16 protein-coding genes are annotated in these 17,317 nt (G+C 69.9%); 14 read left to right on the top strand and 2 right to left on the bottom strand.

Translation table 11 applies throughout. The features are described from left to right. The first annotated feature begins 52 nt into the window (after nt 1-52). The 12 genes from ACIQWG_RS27740 (at nt 53) to relA (ending at nt 12,811) form a co-directional block, all read left to right on the top strand. Nucleotides 53-595, top strand: a complete 543-nt coding sequence (locus ACIQWG_RS27740) for a hypothetical protein (RefSeq protein ID WP_404100625.1) — start codon at nt 53-55, stop codon at nt 593-595. A 128-nt stretch (nt 596-723) separates the two neighbouring features. Beyond that, nucleotides 724-1,629, top strand: a complete 906-nt coding sequence (gene pdxS, locus ACIQWG_RS27735; RefSeq protein WP_404100623.1) for a pyridoxal 5'-phosphate synthase lyase subunit PdxS — start codon at nt 724-726, stop codon at nt 1,627-1,629. A 13-nt stretch (nt 1,630-1,642) separates the two neighbouring features. Continuing rightward, nucleotides 1,643-2,251: a pyridoxal 5'-phosphate synthase glutaminase subunit PdxT gene (gene pdxT / locus ACIQWG_RS27730; protein ID WP_404100621.1), complete on the top strand. Its 609-nt coding sequence runs from the start codon at nt 1,643-1,645 to the stop codon at nt 2,249-2,251. Nucleotides 2,252-2,299: 48 nt separating this feature from the next. Next, nucleotides 2,300-3,052, top strand: a complete 753-nt coding sequence (locus ACIQWG_RS27725; protein WP_404100620.1) for a YebC/PmpR family DNA-binding transcriptional regulator — start codon at nt 2,300-2,302, stop codon at nt 3,050-3,052. A 292-nt stretch (nt 3,053-3,344) separates the two neighbouring features. Next, nucleotides 3,345-3,884, top strand: coding sequence for a crossover junction endodeoxyribonuclease RuvC (gene ruvC / locus ACIQWG_RS27720; RefSeq protein WP_404100619.1), 540 nt, complete (start codon nt 3,345-3,347; stop codon nt 3,882-3,884). After that, on the top strand, nt 3,881-4,486 hold the full coding sequence (gene ruvA, locus ACIQWG_RS27715) for a Holliday junction branch migration protein RuvA (protein ID WP_404100617.1): 606 nt from the start codon (nt 3,881-3,883) through the stop codon (nt 4,484-4,486). Before ruvC ends, ruvA begins: the two co-directional genes overlap by 4 nt. Before the next feature lie 57 nt (nt 4,487-4,543). Next, nucleotides 4,544-5,614: a Holliday junction branch migration DNA helicase RuvB gene (ruvB, locus tag ACIQWG_RS27710; RefSeq protein WP_404100615.1), complete on the top strand. Its 1,071-nt coding sequence runs from the start codon at nt 4,544-4,546 to the stop codon at nt 5,612-5,614. 175 nt (nt 5,615-5,789) lie between these two features. Next, a complete protein-coding gene (gene yajC, locus ACIQWG_RS27705) occupies nt 5,790-6,284 on the top strand; it encodes a preprotein translocase subunit YajC (RefSeq protein ID WP_404100613.1) in 495 nt (164 codons plus the stop codon). A 131-nt stretch (nt 6,285-6,415) separates the two neighbouring features. Further along, nucleotides 6,416-8,155: a protein translocase subunit SecD gene (secD, locus tag ACIQWG_RS27700; RefSeq protein WP_404100612.1), complete on the top strand. Its 1,740-nt coding sequence runs from the start codon at nt 6,416-6,418 to the stop codon at nt 8,153-8,155. A gap of 1 nt (nt 8,156) precedes the next feature. Continuing rightward, nucleotides 8,157-9,281: a protein translocase subunit SecF gene (secF, locus tag ACIQWG_RS27695; protein WP_404100610.1), complete on the top strand. Its 1,125-nt coding sequence runs from the start codon at nt 8,157-8,159 to the stop codon at nt 9,279-9,281. Beyond that, nucleotides 9,278-9,817 (top strand): adenine phosphoribosyltransferase, encoded by a 540-nt coding sequence (locus ACIQWG_RS27690; protein ID WP_404100609.1) that lies wholly within the window; start codon nt 9,278-9,280, stop codon nt 9,815-9,817. The genes secF and ACIQWG_RS27690 overlap by 4 nt, the downstream gene beginning before the upstream one ends. A 474-nt stretch (nt 9,818-10,291) precedes the next feature. Continuing rightward, nucleotides 10,292-12,811: a GTP pyrophosphokinase gene (gene relA / locus ACIQWG_RS27685; protein WP_404100607.1), complete on the top strand. Its 2,520-nt coding sequence runs from the start codon at nt 10,292-10,294 to the stop codon at nt 12,809-12,811. Nucleotides 12,812-12,878: 67 nt separating this feature from the next. On the opposite strand, the gene ACIQWG_RS27680 is transcribed toward relA, so the two are convergent. Together ACIQWG_RS27680 and ACIQWG_RS27675 are read right to left on the bottom strand one after the other, a co-directional pair. Beyond that, a complete protein-coding gene (locus tag ACIQWG_RS27680; protein WP_404100605.1) occupies nt 12,879-14,108 on the bottom strand; it encodes a DUF349 domain-containing protein in 1,230 nt (409 codons plus the stop codon). Nucleotides 14,109-14,243: 135 nt separating this feature from the next. Beyond that, on the bottom strand, nt 14,244-15,092 hold the full coding sequence (locus ACIQWG_RS27675) for a peptidylprolyl isomerase (RefSeq protein WP_404100603.1): 849 nt from the start codon (nt 15,090-15,092) through the stop codon (nt 14,244-14,246). Nucleotides 15,093-15,272: 180 nt separating this feature from the next. On the opposite strand from ACIQWG_RS27675, the gene ACIQWG_RS27670 reads away from it, so the two are divergent. Both ACIQWG_RS27670 and hisS read left to right on the top strand, forming a co-directional pair. Beyond that, on the top strand, nt 15,273-15,980 hold the full coding sequence (locus ACIQWG_RS27670; RefSeq protein ID WP_404100602.1) for an MBL fold metallo-hydrolase: 708 nt from the start codon (nt 15,273-15,275) through the stop codon (nt 15,978-15,980). A gap of 11 nt (nt 15,981-15,991) precedes the next feature. Beyond that, entirely contained in the window at nt 15,992-17,254 is a 1,263-nt protein-coding gene (gene hisS / locus ACIQWG_RS27665; protein WP_404100600.1) for a histidine--tRNA ligase, read from the top strand. The last annotated feature ends 63 nt before the right edge of the window (nt 17,255-17,317 follow it).

Below are 17,317 nucleotides of genomic sequence, written 5' to 3'. Positions count from 1 at the left end.
CGGGTAGGCCGCCCGGTCCACCCGGCGGGGCGTCCCCGTAGTCTTTCCGCCCGTGACCGCAACCCTCATCTGGATCCTCGTAGCCCTCGTCGTCATCGGGCTCTACCTGAGCTGGACCGCGGGCCGGCTCGACCGGCTCCACGCCAGGATCGACGCGGCGCGCGCCGCACTCGACGCACAGTTGCTGCGCCGTGCCTCGGTGGCCCAGGAGGTGGCCACCTCCGGCGTGCTGGATCCGGCCGCGTCGATCGTGCTGTACGAGTCGGCCCACGCCGCCCGGCAGGCCGAGGAGGAGCAGCGGGAGGTCGCCGAGAGCGAGCTGAGCCAGGCGCTGCGGGCCGTGTTCGCCGAGCCCCAGCAGGTGGAGGCCGTACGGGAGGCGCCCGGCGGCGAGGAGGCGGCCCGTGAGCTGACCGAGGCGGTGCGGCGGGTACCGATGGCCCGCCGGTTCCACAACGACGCCGTAGGGGCGGCCAGGGCGCTGCGCAGGCACCGCAAGGTGCGCTGGTTCCGGCTGGCCGGGCACGCGCCCTTCCCGATGGCCTTCGAGATGGACGACGAGCCGCCCACGGCACTCGCCGAAAGAGCCGCCTGACCTGCGCCTTCGCTCGATCGGGCCGGAAAACGATCCACGGGCTCCGCATTGGCCCTTGCAGTGGCCTGGTCCGCTCACGTTTCCTCGTTGCTTGCTGTAACCCTCTTTTTCACCGAGTGAGGTCACCCGTGTCCATCTCCGAAAACCAGTCTCCCGAGACCGGCACCGCCCGTGTGAAGCGCGGCATGGCCGAGCAGCTCAAGGGCGGCGTGATCATGGACGTCGTCACCCCGGAGCAGGCGAAGATCGCCGAGGACGCGGGCGCCGTCGCCGTCATGGCCCTGGAGCGGGTCCCCGCCGACATCCGCAAGGACGGCGGCGTGGCCCGGATGTCCGACCCGGACATGATCGAGGGCATCATCGACGCCGTCTCCATCCCGGTCATGGCCAAGTCCCGCATCGGCCACTTCGTCGAGGCCCAGGTCCTTCAGTCGCTCGGCGTCGACTACATCGACGAGTCCGAGGTCCTCACCCCGGCCGACGAGGTCAACCACAGCGACAAGTTCGCCTTCACCACGCCCTTCGTCTGTGGCGCCACCAACCTGGGCGAGGCCCTGCGCCGCATCGCCGAGGGCGCGGCGATGATCCGCTCCAAGGGTGAGGCCGGCACCGGCAACGTCGTCGAGGCCGTCCGTCACCTGCGCCAGATCAAGAACGAGATCGCCAAGCTGCGCGGCTTCGACAACAACGAGCTGTACGCCGCCGCCAAGGACCTGCGCGCCCCGTACGAGCTGGTCAAGGAAGTCTCCGAGCTCGGCAAGCTCCCGGTGGTGCTGTTCTCCGCCGGTGGTGTGGCCACTCCGGCCGACGCCGCGCTGATGCGTCAGCTCGGCGCCGAGGGCGTCTTCGTCGGCTCCGGCATCTTCAAGTCGGGCGACCCGGCCAAGCGCGCCGCCGCCATCGTCAAGGCGACCACCTTCTACGACGACCCGAAGATCATCGCGGACGCGTCCCGCAACCTCGGCGAGGCCATGGTCGGCATCAACTGCGACACCCTCCCCGAGACCGAGCGCTACGCCAACCGCGGCTGGTAAGGCACTGCATCCCATGAGCAACACCCCCGTCATAGGCGTCCTGGCCCTTCAGGGCGACGTACGGGAGCACCTCATCGCCCTGGCCGCGGCCGACGCCGTGGCCAGGCCGGTGCGGCGCCCCGAGGAGCTCGCCGAGGTCGACGGCCTGGTCATCCCCGGCGGCGAGTCCACGACCATCTCCAAGCTGGCCGTCCTCTTCGGCGTGATGGAGCCGCTGCGCGCGCGTGTGCGGGACGGCATGCCCGTCTACGGCACCTGCGCCGGCATGATCATGCTCGCCGACAAGATCCTCGACCCGCGCTCGGGCCAGGAGACGATCGGCGGCATCGACATGATCGTGCGCCGCAACGCCTTCGGGCGGCAGAACGAGTCCTTCGAAGCGGCGGTCGACGTGCGGGGCATCGCGGGCGATCCTGTGGAGGGGGTCTTCATCCGTGCCCCCTGGGTCGAGTCCGTCGGCGCCCAGGCCGAGGTCCTCGCCGAGCACGACGGCCATATCGTCGCCGTTCGCCAGGGCAACGCGCTCGCCACGTCGTTCCACCCGGAACTGACCGGCGACCACCGCGTGCACGGCCTGTTCGTCGACCTGGTGCGCGCGAACCGGACAGCCGAGTCCTTGTAGGATCTCTGCGTTCGTTGTTTGGATGGGTTACGCGAAGGAGACAGGCAGATGTCCGGCCACTCTAAATGGGCTACGACGAAGCACAAGAAGGCCGTGATCGATGCCAAGCGCGGCAAGCTCTTCGCGAAGCTGATCAAGAACATCGAGGTCGCGGCCCGCATGGGTGGCGTTGACATCGAGGGCAACCCGACGCTCTACGACGCCATCCAGAAGGCGAAGAAGCAGTCCGTCCCGAACAAGAACATCGACTCCGCGGTCAAGCGCGGCGGCGGTCTCGAGGCCGGCGGCGCCGACTACGAGACGATCATGTACGAGGGCTACGGCCCGAACGGTGTCGCCGTGCTCATCGAGTGCCTCACCGACAACCGCAACCGCGCCGCCTCCGACGTCCGCGTCGCCATGACCCGCAACGGTGGCAACATGGCCGATCCGGGCTCGGTGTCGTACATGTTCAGCCGCAAGGGCGTCGTCATCGTCCCCAAGGGCGAGCTGTCCGAGGACGACGTCCTGGGTGCCGTCCTGGACGCGGGCGCCGAGGAGGTCAACGACCTCGGTGAGTCCTACGAGGTCATCAGCGAGGCCACCGACCTGGTCGCGGTCCGCACCGCCCTCCAGGAGGCCGGCATCGACTACGACTCCGCCGACTCCAGCTTCGTGCCGTCCGTCCAGGTCGAGCTGGACGAGGAGGGCGCCAAGAAGATCTTCAAGCTGATCGACGCGCTCGAGGACAGCGACGACGTGCAGAACGTCTTCGCCAACTTCGATGTCAGCGACGAGATCATGGAGAAGGTCGACGCGTAACGCTGCCGCGAGTTGAGCGGATCCGGCGGGGGGGGGGGGGCCCCCCCCCCCCCCCCCCCCCCCCGGGGGGGGGGGCCGCCCGCCCCCCCCCAAAAAGGCAGGGAAAACGGGGGGGGGGGGGGGGGGGGGGGGGGGGGGGCCGGGATGTTCCTCGCCCCCGCCGCCCCTACCCGTCCCATCCTTGGGGGGGGGGGGGGGGGGGCCCCCCCCCCCCCCCCCCCCCCCCCCCCGCCGCCGTTGTCGGTGGCAGCAGATAGCCTGCACAAACAGGCGATCGAAGAAGGGGTGTGGGGTGCGCGTACTGGGGGTGGACCCGGGGCTGACGCGATGCGGTGTCGGCGTGGTCGAAGGCGTCGCCGGACGCCCGCTGACGATGCTCGGCGTCGGTGTCGTACGCACCTCCGCGGACGCCGAGTTGGGACACCGCCTGGTCGCCGTCGAGCAGGGCATCGAGCAGTGGCTCGACGAGCACCGGCCCGAAGTCGTCGCCGTGGAGCGGGTGTTCAGCCAGCACAACGTCCGCACGGTCATGGGCACCGCACAGGCCAGCGCCGTCGCCATGCTCTGCGCCGCCCGCCGTGGCATCCCCGTCGCGCTGCACACCCCCAGCGAGGTCAAGGCCGCCGTCACCGGCAGCGGCCGCGCCGACAAGGCCCAGGTCGGCGCCATGGTCACCCGCCTGCTGCGGCTCAGCGCCCCGCCCAAGCCGGCCGACGCCGCCGACGCCCTCGCGCTCGCCATCTGCCACATCTGGCGCGCCCCCGCGCAGAACCGACTCCAGCAGGCCGTCGCCCTGCACACCGCCAAAGCACCGAAAGGCCGCACGGCATGATCGCCTTCGTCAACGGCACAGTCGCCGCACTCGCTCCGGACGCCGCGGTCGTCGAGGTGGGCGGGGTCGGCATGGCGGTCCAGTGCACGCCGAACACGCTGTCCACCCTGCGCCTCGGCAAGCCCGCGAAGCTGCACACCTCGCTGGTGGTCCGCGAGGACTCCCTCACGCTGTACGGCTTCGCCGCCGACGACGAACGGCAGACCTTCGAGCTGCTCCAGACCGCGAGCGGAGTCGGCCCGCGCCTGGCCCAGGCGATGCTGGCGGTGCACTCGCCCGACGCCCTGCGCCGAGCCGTCGCGACCGCCGACGAGAAGTCGCTCACCGCCGTCCCCGGCATCGGGAAGAAGGGCGCCCAGAAGCTGCTCCTGGAGCTGAAGGACCGCCTGGGCGAGCCCCTCGGCGCACCCGCGATCGGCGCCCCGGTCACCCAGGGCTGGCGCGACCAGCTGCACGCCGCCCTGATCGGCCTCGGCTACGCGACCCGCGAGGCCGACGAGGCGGTCGCCGCCGTGGCCCCGCAGGCCGAGGCCGCCGAAGGCGCTCCGCAGGTGGGCCCGCTGCTGAAGGCGGCTCTCCAGACCCTGAACAGAGCCCGCTGACCGGCGGACCCGACGCCCCGCACGTATGCCACCCATCGCGACCCGTGAGGCAACTCCATGAACTGGGACGACACCACCGACACCACCGCCGCCGAGCGGCTCGTCGGTGCGTCCGCCGACCGTGAGGACCAGGCCGTCGAGGTCGCGCTGCGCCCGAAGGACCTGGGCGAGTTCATCGGTCAGGAGAAGGTCCGTGAACAGCTGGACCTGGTCCTGCGGGCCGCACGCGCGCGTGGCGCCACCGCCGACCATGTGCTGCTCTCCGGCGCCCCCGGCCTGGGCAAGACCACTCTCTCGATGATCATCGCGGCCGAGATGGGCGCCCCCATCCGCATCACATCGGGCCCCGCCATCCAGCACGCCGGCGATCTCGCCGCGATCCTCTCCTCCCTCCAGGAGGGCGAGGTCCTCTTCCTGGATGAGATCCACCGCATGTCCCGGCCCGCCGAGGAGATGCTGTACATGGCGATGGAGGACTTCCGCGTCGATGTGATCGTCGGCAAGGGCCCGGGCGCCACCGCCATCCCGCTCGAACTGCCCCCCTTCACCCTGGTCGGCGCCACCACGCGCGCGGGCCTGCTGCCGCCCCCGCTGCGCGACCGCTTCGGCTTCACCGCGCACATGGAGTTCTACGAGCCCGCCGAGCTGGAGCGGGTCATCCACCGCTCGGCCGGCCTGCTCGACGTCGAGATCGAGGCCGACGGTGCCGCGGAGATCGCCGGACGCTCCCGGGGCACGCCCCGGATCGCCAACCGTCTGCTGCGCCGCGTCCGCGACTACGCCCAGGTCAAGGCCGACGGGATCATCACCCGTGACATCGCCGGGGCCGCCCTCGCGGTGTACGAGGTCGACGCCCGGGGCCTCGACCGGCTCGACCGCGGTGTCCTGGAGGCCCTGCTCAAGCTGTTCGGCGGCGGTCCCGTCGGCCTGTCCACGCTCGCCGTCGCGGTGGGGGAGGAGCGCGAGACCGTCGAGGAGGTCGCCGAACCCTTCCTCGTCCGGGAGGGCCTGCTCGCCCGCACCCCGCGCGGACGCGTCGCCACCCCCGCCGCCTGGGCGCACCTCGGCCTCACCCCGCCCCGCCCGTCAGCTACGGGAAACGGACAACAGGACCTGTTCGGGGCGTGATGGGACGGTGACGGCGAGCTCAGTGGCCGGACCAGGAACCCCGGTGCCATGCTGAGCGTTGTTCCATGCGCGGAGACTCGCTTAGACTCCGCCGATGCCGCCCTTGTCGGCGGCAGAAAATCCCCCAACCATCAGGCCGCTCACCATCGCGGTCGTGTGAAGGAAGTTCCGACCCGTGAGTCTCGTGACCCTCCTCCCGTTCATCGTGCTCATCGGGGCCATGTTCCTGATGACCCGGTCTGCGAAGAAGAAGCAGCAGCAGGCCGCCGACATGCGGAACCAGATGCAGCCCGGATCCGGTGTCCGCACCATCGGTGGCATGTACGGCACCGTCAAGGAGGTCAGCGACGACACCGTCCTTCTTGACGCCGGCCCGGGCGTGGAGCTTCTCTTCGCCAAGAACGCGATCGGTGCCGTCCTCTCCGACGACGAGTACAACCGCATCGTGCACGGCATCGAGCACGACCTGAAGTCCGACGTCGTCCCGGACGACGCCTCCTCCCTCACCGCCTCCGACGAGCCCGCCGCTGCCGCCTCCGACGAGAAGTCCGTCGACCTCGGTAAGAAGGACGAGGACGACGAGGCCGAGGAGCCGTCCGACGCCGTGGCCGCCGAGGCGAAGGCCGACGACGACTCGAAGAAGTCCGGCGGCGACTCCGACGCGAAGTAGCCATGTTCCGGGGCGCGCGGGTCACCCCTGCGCGCCCTGGGGCATGCCGACTTCGCCGGGATCCCGACACCATGTCATGGTCGCCCGTCCATTGACCCGGAGCGAGGCGGCCCGAGAGGGAGTACGAGAAGGTGGCAGCACCTAAGAAGGGCCGGAACGCGAGCGCCCAGAGCAAGCCAGGGCGCTCGCTGGCCCTCATCCTGATCGCCATCGCGGCGCTCACCGGGGGGATGTTCGCCTCGGGGCACACCACTCCGCGACTCGGCATCGACCTGGCCGGCGGCACGAGCATCACGCTTCGCGCGGTCGCCGAGCCCGGCCAGGAATCCGCGATCAACAAGACCAACATGGACACCGCGGTCGAGATCATGGAACGCCGTGTCAATGGTCTGGGTGTCTCGGAGGCCGAGGTACAGACCCAGGGCGACAAGAACATCATCGTCAACATCCCCAAGGGCACGAATTCCAAGGAAGCCCGGGACCAGGTCGGTACCACCGCCAAGCTCTACTTCCGCCCGGTGCTCCAGCGCGAGGCCGTCGGCGAGGCGGCGCCCACCCCGAGCGCCAGCCCCAGCGGAACCGGCTCCCCGAGCGCGTCCGGCACCGACAAGGCCGAGGACTCCGCGACGTCCGGCTCCGGCACCCCCTCTGCCACCGCCACCACGCAGGGCCGCGCCGCCACCGACGCGCTGAAGGCGGATGCCACCCCGTCCGCGAGCGCCAGCCCCGAGGCCTCCGGCAGCCCTTCGGCGCCCAGCACCTCGTCGAGCGGGCTGGAGAAGCAGTACGCGGCGCTCAACTGCGCCGACCCGAAGCAGCGCGCCACCGCCGGCCAGGGAGCCAAGCAGGGCGAGTCCACCATCGCCTGTGGCCAGGACGGCAAGGTGTGGAGCAAGTTCCTGCTCGGCCCGGTCGACGTCGACGGCACCGAGATCGAGAAGGCCAAGGCGACCCTCGACACCCAGGGCGCCTCGGGCTGGCAGGTCGACATGACCTTCAACTCGGCCGGCGCCAAGAAGTTCGCCAGCACCACCTCCAAGCTGGCGCAGCAGACCAGCCCGCAGAACGAGTTCGCGATCGTTCTGGACGACGAGGTGGTCTCCCACCCGTTCGTCCAGGGAGCCATCGCCGGTGGCAAGGCGCAGATCTCCGGCAGCTTCACCCAGGAGGAGGCCCAGAGCCTCGCCAACATGCTGTCGTACGGCGCCCTGCCGCTGTCCTTCCAGGAGGACAGCGTCACCACGGTGACCGCCGCGCTCGGCGGTGAGCAGCTGCACGCCGGTCTGATCGCCGGTGCGATCGGCCTCGGCCTGGTCGTGATCTACCTGCTGGTCTACTACCGCGGCCTGTCGGTGATCGCCCTGCTGTCGCTGCTGGTCTCCGCGGCCCTGACCTACACGATCATGGCGCTGCTCGGCCCGGCCATCGGCTTCGCGCTGAACCTGCCGGCCGTCTGCGGTGCCATCGTCGCGATCGGCATCACAGCGGACTCGTTCATCGTGTACTTCGAACGCGTCCGGGACGAGATCCGCGAGGGCCGCTCGCTGCGCCCCGCCGTGGAGCGGGCCTGGCCGCGTGCCCGGCGCACCATCCTGGTCTCCGACTTCGTGTCGTTCCTCGCCGCGGCGGTGCTCTTCATCGTCACCGTCGGCAAGGTCCAGGGCTTCGCGTTCACGCTGGGTCTGACCACCCTGCTCGACGTGGTGGTCGTGTTCCTGTTCACCAAGCCGCTGCTGACGCTTCTGGCCCGCACCAAGTTCTTCGCGAGCGGTCACCCGTGGTCCGGCCTCGATCCCAAGCGACTCGGTGCCAAGCCGCCGCTGCGCCGCACCCGCCGACCTTCCGCCCCCGTCGACCCGAAGGAGGCGTGAGATGTCGAAGCTCGGCAACCTCGGCGCCCGACTGCACCGTGGCGAGGTCGGCTACGACTTCGTCGGCAACCGCAAGCTCTGGTACGGCCTGTCGATCCTGATCACCATCACGGCCATCGTCGGCCTGGCGGTGCGCGGCCTGAACATGGGCATCGAGTTCCAGGGCGGAGCCGTCTTCAACACCCCGAAGACCACCGTCTCGGTCGCCCAGGCGCAGGAGTACGCGGAGGAGGCCTCCGGCCACGACGCGATCGTCCAGAAGCTGGGCAGCGGGGACGACGCCAAGCTGCGCATCCAGGTCTCGGGCATCGACACCAAGCAGGCGGACAAGGTCTCGGCCGAGCTGGCCGAGAAGCTCGGCGTCAACGAGAACGACGTCACCGGCGAGCTGGTCGGCCCGAGCTGGGGTGAACAGATCGCCAACAAGGCCTGGCAGGGTCTCGGGATCTTCCTGGTCCTTGTGGTGATCTATCTGGCGATCGCGTTCGAGTGGCGCATGGCACTCGCCGCGTTCGTCGCGCTGATCCACGACATCACCATCACGGTCGGCATCTACGCCCTCGTCGGCTTCGAGGTCACACCGGGTACGGTGATCGGTCTGCTGACCATCCTCGGTTACTCGCTCTACGACACGGTCGTCGTCTTCGACAGCCTCAAGGAGCAGACGAAGGACATCACCCGGCAGACCCGCTGGACCTACAGCGACATCGCCAACCGCTCGATCAACAGCACCCTGGTCCGCTCCATCAACACCACGGTGGTCGCGCTGCTGCCGGTGGCGGGCCTGCTGTTCATCGGTGGCGGCTTCCTCGGCGCCGGCATGCTCAACGACATCTCGCTGTCGCTGTTCGTCGGTCTCGCCGCCGGTGCGTACTCCTCGATCTTCATCGCCACGCCGCTCGTCGCCGACCTCAAGGAGCGCGAGCCGCAGATGAAGGCCCTGAAGAAGCGGGTCCTCGCCAAGCGTGCGCAGGCCGCCGCGCAGGGTGAGTCCCCGGACGCCCCGGTCACCGACGACTCGCTGGACGACGATCCGGAGGACGCCGCCCCCGCGGTCGTCGGCCCGCGCAACCAGCCCGCGTCCCGCAACCGGGGCCGGGGCCGTCCCTCGGGGAAGCGCCGATGACCGACATCAGGGAGCTGCTGCTCAGCCGTATCCGTGATGTCGCGGACTACCCGGAGCCGGGCGTGATGTTCAAGGACATCACCCCGCTCCTGGCGGACCCGGCGGCCTTCACGGCGCTCACCGACGCGCTGGCGGAGATCGTCGGGAGCACCGGCGCCACGAAGATCGTCGGCCTGGAGGCCCGCGGCTTCATCCTCGGCGCTCCGGTCGCGGTTCGCGCGGGCGTCGGCTTCATCCCGGTGCGCAAGGCGGGCAAGCTCCCCGGAGCCACCCTCAGCCAGGCCTACGACCTGGAGTACGGCTCGGCGGAGATCGAGGTCCACGCAGAGGACCTGAGCGCCGCCGACCGCGTCCTCGTCATCGACGACGTCCTGGCGACGGGCGGCACCGCGGAGGCCTCGATCCAGCTGATCCGCCGGGCCGGCGCCGAGGTGGCCGGCCTCGCGGTCCTGATGGAACTGGGCTTCCTCAACGGCCGAGCCCGCCTGGAGCCGGCCCTGGCCGGAGCCCCGCTGGAGTCACTGCTCACGGTCTGAGCGAGGACCTGTCCCGCCGCGCAATGCCGCGCGCCCGCAACGGAGGGCGCGCGGCATTGGCGTATCCGGAGCGAGGCCGGGCCTGTGCGCCCGGGCGCACACGTCCACAGCGCTGCGCCTTGATCCGGCGGTGGCGGGTGCCATGGTCCGGCGCTGGCGGGCGTCACGGTCCGGGGCTGGCTCGCCCCCGCCCACCCCACCCATGGCCCAAAACCGTCGCCCCGAGCGAGCCCGACCAGGCCCACCGGCACCCCGCGAGATCCACCGACGCAAGCCCGCCGACAGCCACCGGAAACGCTCGCGCCACCCGCAGGACACGGCCCGGAAGCCGCCATGGAATCCGGCGGGAGCCCCTGGCGTTCCTTCGGTAGACGGCCCTCACATCGGCCTGAAGGCGATCCTGTGCCGCAGGATCGCTACCATGGGGTCTCCGGAGCCTGACCGGGGGACCCGGATCGCGCACGAGGAGTCCTCTTGCCAGACGAGGCCCAGCACCTGACCGCCGCCAAGCCCGAGTCCGCCTCGGCCCCCGCGGCGAAGCCGGCGCCGAACGCGCCGCACGCGAAGAACGACACGCGTGCGACGGTCGAGCATGCCCCCGCGCCCGTCGACAAGCCTGCCGAGCCGCCTCGCCCCAAGCCCGCGTCCTCGGCTCCCGCGGTGCGCCCGAACACCGGCCAGCCCGCCCGCTCCGGCTCCTCCAACCGCGTCCGCGCCCGCCTGGCCCGCCTCGGCGTCCAGCGCTCCAACCCGTACAACCCGGTCCTGGAGCCGCTGCTGCGCATAGTCCGCAGCAACGACCCGAAGATCGAGACCGCGACGCTCCGCCAGATCGAGAAGGCCTACCAGGTCGCCGAGCGCTGGCACCGCGGCCAGAAGCGCAAGAGCGGCGACCCGTACATCACGCACCCCCTCGCCGTCACCACGATCCTCGCCGAGCTCGGCATGGATCCGGCCACCCTGATGGCGGGCCTGCTGCACGACACCGTCGAGGACACCGAGTACGGCCTCGACCAGCTCCGCCGCGACTTCGGTGACTCCGTCGCGCTGCTCGTCGACGGCGTGACCAAGCTGGACAAGGTCAAGTTCGGCGAGGCCGCGCAGGCCGAGACCGTGCGCAAGATGGTCGTGGCGATGGCCAAGGACCCGCGCGTCCTGGTCATCAAGCTCGCCGACCGCCTGCACAACATGCGCACCATGCGTTACCTCAAGCGCGAGAAGCAGGAGAAGAAGGCGCGTGAGACGCTGGAGATCTACGCGCCGCTCGCCCACCGCCTCGGCATGAACACCATCAAGTGGGAACTGGAGGACCTCGCCTTCGCGATCCTCTACCCCAAGATGTACGACGAGATCGTACGGCTGGTGGCCGAGCGGGCACCGAAGCGTGACGAGTATCTGGCCATAGTGACCGACGAGGTCCAGCAGGACCTGCGGGCCGCCCGCATCAAGGCGACCGTCACCGGCCGCCCGAAGCACTACTACAGCGTCTACCAGAAGATGATCGTCCGCGGCCGTGACTTCGCGGAGATCTACGACCTGGTGGGGATTCGTGTACTTGTCGACACGGTCCGCGACTGCTACGCCGCCCTCGGCACCGTGCACGCGCGATGGAACCCGGTCCCCGGCCGGTTCAAGGACTACATCGCGATGCCCAAGTTCAACATGTACCAGTCGCTGCACACGACGGTCATCGGCCCCAACGGCAAGCCGGTCGAACTCCAGATCCGCACGTTCGACATGCACCGCCGCGCCGAGTACGGCATCGCGGCGCACTGGAAGTACAAGCAGGAGGCCGTCGCCGGTGCCTCCAAGGTCCGCACCGACGTACCCAAGTCCGGCAAGGGCAAGGACGACCACCTCAACGACATGGCGTGGCTGCGCCAACTGCTGGACTGGCAGAAGGAGACCGAGGACCCGGGCGAGTTCCTGGAGTCCCTGCGCTTCGACCTGTCCCGCAACGAGGTCTTCGTCTTCACCCCCAAGGGCGACGTCATAGCGCTGCCGGCCGGCGCCACCCCCGTCGACTTCGCGTACGCCGTCCACACCGAGGTCGGCCACCGCACCATAGGAGCACGGGTCAACGGGCGTCTCGTACCGCTCGAATCGACCCTGGACAACGGCGACCTCGTCGAGGTCTTCACCTCCAAGGCACCCGGCGCGGGCCCCTCCCGCGACTGGCTCGGCTTCGTGAAGTCGCCACGCGCCCGCAACAAGATCCGCGCGTGGTTCTCCAAGGAGCGCCGCGACGAGGCCATCGAGCAGGGCAAGGACGCCATCGTCCGCGCGATGCGCAAGCAGAACCTGCCGATCCAGCGCATCCTGACCGGCGACTCACTGGTCACGCTGGCGCACGAGATGCGCTACGCGGACATCTCCGCGCTGTACGCGGCGATCGGCGAGGGCCATGTCTCCGCGCAGAACATCGTGCAGAAGCTCGTCCAGGCCCTCGGCGGCGAGGAAGCCGCCACCGAGGAGATCGACGAGACGGTCCCGCCGGCCCACGGCCGACGCCGCAAGCGCCGCTCCAGCGCCGACCCGGGCGTCATCGTCAAGGGCGTCGAGGACGTGTGGGTCAAGCTGGCCCGCTGCTGTACGCCGGTGCCGGGCGACCCGATCATCGGCTTCGTCACGCGGGGAAGCGGTGTATCGGTTCACCGCAGCGACTGTGTGAACGTGGAGTCACTCTCCCGCGAGCCCGAGCGCATCCTCGAGGTCGAGTGGGCGCCCACCCAGTCCTCGGTCTTCCTGGTCGCCATCCAGGTCGAGGCCCTGGACCGCTCCCGGCTCCTCTCGGACGTCACCCGCGTCCTGTCCGACCAGCACGTCAACATCCTCTCCGCGGCCGTACAGACCTCCCGCGACCGGGTGGCCACCTCCCGCTTCACCTTCGAGATGGGCGACCCCAAGCACCTCGGCCACGTCCTGAAGGCGGTCCGGGGCGTCGAGGGCGTGTACGACGTGTACCGCGTGACGTCGGCGCGCAGCCGGTCGTAGACCGCCGTACAGGCACGGAGAAGGGGCTCCCCGCGGGGAGCCCCTTCTCCGTCATGCCGACCCGGCGTCAGCCGCCGAACTCCTCCAGCCCCTTCAGCGCCTGGTCCAGCAGCGCCTGGCGGCCCTCCAGCTCACGCTCCAGCTTGTCGGCCTTCGCGTTGTTGCCCTGGGCGCGCGCCTGCTCGATCTGGCCCCTGAGCTTGTCCACGGCGGCCTGGAGCTGACCGGTCAGCCCCTCGGCACGCGCGCGTGCCTCCGGGTTGGTCCGGCGCCACTCGTTCTCCTCGGCGTCCTGGATGGCGCGCTCGACGGCGTGCATCCGGCCCTCGACCTTCGGGCGGGCGTCACGAGGCACATGGCCGATGGCCTCCCAGCGCTCGTTGATCGAGCGGAAGGCGGCACGCGTGCCCTTCAGGTCGCCGATCGGCAGGAGCTTCTCGGCCTCCTCGGCCAGCTCCTCCTTCAGCTTCAGGTTCTCCGACTGCTCGGCGTCCCGCTCGGCGAAGACCGAGCTGCGGGCGGCGAAGAAGATGTCCTGGGCGCCGCGGAAGCGGTTCCACAGGTCGTCCTCGTGCTCCCGCTGGGCCCGCCCCGCGGCCTTCCACTCCGACATCAGCTCGCGGTAACGCGCCGCCGTCGGACCCCAGTCCGTCGACCCGGACAGCGACTCGGCCTCGGAGACCAGCCGCTCCTTGGTCTTGCGGGCCTCCTCGCGCTGCGCGTCCAGATGCGCGAAGTGCGCCTTGCGCCGCTTGGAGAACGCCGAGCGGGCATGCGAGAAGCGGTGCCACAGCTCGTCGTCCGACTTGCGGTCCAGCCGCGGCAGGCCCTTCCAGGTGTCCACCAGGGAACGCAGCCGCTCACCGGCGGCCCGCCACTGGTCGGACTGGGCCAGCTCCTCGGCCTCGACGACCAGCGCCTCCTTCGCGTGGCGCGCCTCGTCGGACTGCTTCGCCCGCTGCTGCTTGCGCTCCTCGCGGCGCTTGTCGACCGTCTCGACGAGCTTGTCCAGCCGGGTCCGCAGGGCGTCCAGATCACCGACCGCGTGATGGGCGTCGACCTGCTCACGAATGTGGTCGATCGCGGTCTGCGCGTCCTTCGCCGACAGGTCGGTGGTCTTCACTCGCTTCTCGAGGAGGCCGATCTCGACAACCAGGCCCTCGTACTTGCGCTCGAAATAGGCCAGCGCCTCATCAGGGGTGCCTGCCTGCCAAGAGCCGACAACCTGCTCGCCGTCGGCCGTACGCACGTACACGGTCCCCGTCTCGTCGACGCGGCCCCACGGGTCGCTGCTCACAGCGCCTCCTCCACATGATGCCTGCGAGGGGCTCGTGTTCCCCCGGGCATCGTCCACAGTTTCGTCACGGCCAACATAGGCGACCGGCAGGTTGCCTGTCCGCATCCCGCGCGACCGAAATTTCGCAGTTGGCGGTCAGGATTTCGTGACCGTGGCCTTGTTGATCACAACCGTCGCATTGGGGGCGGTGTTCCCGGTTGTGGGATCCGCGGGCTGCGCTCCGGCACCGGCGATCTTCTTCAGGACCTTCATGCCCGCCTCGGACACCGTTCCGAACGGTGTGTAGTAGGCCGGCAACTGACTGTCCTGGTAGACGAGGAAGAACTGGCTGCCTCCGGAGTTGCTCCCCTCCTTCGTCTGCGGGTTGTACTGGTTGGCCATCGCGACCGTGCCGGCCGGGTACACGCCGCCCTTGAGGCTCTTGTCCTTGAGGTTCTCGTCCGGGATCGTGTACCCTGGTCCGCCCATGCCGGTGCCCTTCGGGTCGCCGCACTGGAGCACGTAGATGCCGCTGTCGGTGAGCCGGTGGCACTTGGTGTGGTCGAAGTACCCCTTGCCGGCCAGGAACTCGAAAGAGTTCACCGTGTGCGGTGCGGCCGACGCCTTCAGGTCGACATCTATGTCACCGCACGTCGTCTCGAGCTTCATCGTGTACTTGGCCGACTTGTCGACCGTCAGCTCCGGCTCCTTCTTCCAGGTAGCCGTCTTGGCCTTGCCCTCGGCGGGCTTCTCGCACGGGTCCGGGGCCTTGCTGGTCGGGCTCGCGCTCGGCGTGACCTCCGCGCCGGCGTTCTCCTTGCTGTCGTCGTCCTTGAGGACGCCCGTCGTGTACAACGCGAGGCTGCCGATGACGACGACTCCGAGCACCGACGCGATCACCGAGTTGCGCATGCGCGATTTGCGTCGGGCGGACGTGCGCCGCTGCTGCTGCCGCAAGAACTTCTCCCGGGCGAGCTGACGCCGCCGCTGTTCCTGGCTGACCACCGGGTTCTCTCCTCATGCGTCGTAAGTGTCGACCGGTACGCGTGTGTTCATTGAGCCGACCGCCTGTGTGTGCCCCGTACCGTATATGGGTTCGCTGAGGAATCGGCAGCGCCGGTAGGCTCTGACGGCAGGCGGAGTCCGCCGACAAACCACTCGTGTCGACACAAACGAAGGACGATCGTGCTCATTGCCGGGTTCCCCGCCGGGGCCTGGGGGACGAACTGTTATCTCGTCGCCCCCGCCGCCGGTGAGGAGTGCGTGATCATCGACCCGGGCCACGAGGCGGCCCCAGGAGTCGAGGAAGCACTGCGCAAGCATCGGCTCAAGCCCGTTGCCGTCGTCCTCACCCACGGCCACCTCGACCATGTGGCCTCGGTCGTCCCGGTGTGCGGCGCCCACGACGTGCCGGCCTGGATCCACCCCGAGGACCGGTACATGATGAGCGACCCCGAGAAGGCGCTCGGCCGCTCCATCGGCGCGCAGCTGATGGGCGAGCTGACCGTCGGGGAGCCGGACGACGTCAAGGAGCTGACCGACGGCGCCAAGCTGGAGCTGGCCGGCCTGGAGCTGACCGTGGCGCACGCGCCGGGCCATACCAAGGGGTCGGTGACCTTCGGCATGCCCGAGGCGGCGGACGTCCCGCCGATCCTGTTCTCGGGCGACCTGCTGTTCGCCGGCTCCATCGGACGCACCGACCTGCCCGGCGGTGACACGGCCGAGATCCTCGACTCGCTGGCCCGCGTGTGCCTGCCGCTCGACGACTCGACCGTGGTGCTGTCCGGCCACGGCCCCCAGACGACCATCGGCCAGGAGCGCGCCACCAACCCCTATCTGCGGCAGGTGGCCGCCGGCCCGGGAGCTCAGGAAGCTCCCCGACGAGGAATGTGACGAGACCCTCCGTGAGCACCTTCAAGGCCCCCAAGGGCACGTACGACCTGATCCCGCCGGAGAGCGCCAAGTACCTGGCCGTCCGCGAGGCGATCGCCGCGCCCCTGCGCAACTCCGGCTACGGCTACATCGAGACGCCCGGTTTCGAGAGCGTCGAGCTGTTCGCACGAGGCGTGGGCGAGTCCACCGACATCGTCACCAAGGAGATGTACGCCTTCGAGACCAAGGGCGGCGACAAGCTCGCCCTGCGCCCCGAGGGCACGGCCTCGGTCCTGCGCGCGGCGCTGGAGGCCAACCTCCACAAGGTCGGCAACCTCCCGGTCAAGCTCTGGTACTCGGGCTCGTACTACCGCTACGAGCGCCCCCAGAAGGGCCGCTACAGGCACTTCTCGCAGGTCGGCGCCGAGGCGATCGGTGCCGAGGACCCGGCGCTGGACGCCGAGTTGATCATCCTGGCCGACCAGGCCTACCGCTCGCTCGGCCTGAGCCAGTTCCGGATCCTGCTCAACAGCCTGGGCGACCAGGAGTGCCGGCCGGTCTACCGGGCCGCGCTCCAGGACTTCCTGCGGGGCCTGGACCTCGACGAGGACACCCTGCGCCGCGCGGAGATCAACCCGCTGCGCGTCCTCGACGACAAGCGCGAGTCGGTCCAGAAGCAGCTCGGGGACGCCCCGCTCCTGCGCGACTACCTCTGCGACGCCTGCAAGGCATACCACGAGGAGGTCCGCGAGCTGATCACGGCGGCGGGCGTCTCCTTCGAGGACGACCCGAAGCTGGTCCGCGGCCTGGACTACTACACGCGTACGACCTTCGAGTTCGTCCACAACGGTCTGGGCTCCCAGTCCGCGGTCGGCGGCGGCGGCCGCTACGACGGGCTGTCCGAGATGATCGGCGGCCCCGCGCTGCCGTCTGTCGGCTGGGCGCTCGGCGTCGACCGCACCGTGCTCGCCCTGGAGGCGGAGGGCGTGGAGCTCGAACTCCCGGCGTCCACCAGCGTGTTCGCGGTGCCGCTCGGCGAGGAGGCCCGCCGGGTGCTGTTCGCCAAGGTGACCGAGCTGCGCAAGGTCGGTATCGCGACGGACTTCTCCTACGGCGCCAAGGGCCTCAAGGGCGCCATGAAGAACGCCAACCGCAGCGGCGCCCGCTACACGATCGTGGCCGGCGAGCGTGACCTCGCCGACGGCGTCGTCCAGCTCAAGGACATGGAGTCCGGCGAACAGGCGGCCATCGGCGTCAACGAGATCGTGGCGGAACTGGAAGCTCGTCTGGGCTGAATTTCCGGGAGGGCGGGGGCCGACGGGTCCCCGCCCTCAGCCGTTCCGTGGTGTCCTGAACCG

The organism is Streptomyces sp. NPDC098781 (assembly GCF_044759995.1).
In the GTDB taxonomy this organism is placed as follows: domain Bacteria; phylum Actinomycetota; class Actinomycetes; order Streptomycetales; family Streptomycetaceae; genus Streptomyces.
This window is presented reverse-complemented; position numbering and strand designations above follow the sequence as displayed.

Excerpts from the sequence above, each read along its gene's own strand:
- pdxT (WP_404100621.1), top strand. The coding sequence starts at position 1,643 with ATGAGCAACACCCCCGTCATAGGCGTCCTGGCCCTTCAGGGCGACGTA.
- ACIQWG_RS27725 (WP_404100620.1), top strand. The coding sequence starts at position 2,300 with ATGTCCGGCCACTCTAAATGGGCTACGACGAAGCACAAGAAGGCCGTG.
- ruvA (WP_404100617.1), top strand. The coding sequence starts at position 3,881 with ATGATCGCCTTCGTCAACGGCACAGTCGCCGCACTCGCTCCGGACGCC.
- ruvB (WP_404100615.1), top strand. The coding sequence starts at position 4,544 with ATGAACTGGGACGACACCACCGACACCACCGCCGCCGAGCGGCTCGTC.
- secF (WP_404100610.1), top strand. The coding sequence starts at position 8,157 with ATGTCGAAGCTCGGCAACCTCGGCGCCCGACTGCACCGTGGCGAGGTC.
- ACIQWG_RS27690 (WP_404100609.1), top strand. The coding sequence starts at position 9,278 with ATGACCGACATCAGGGAGCTGCTGCTCAGCCGTATCCGTGATGTCGCG.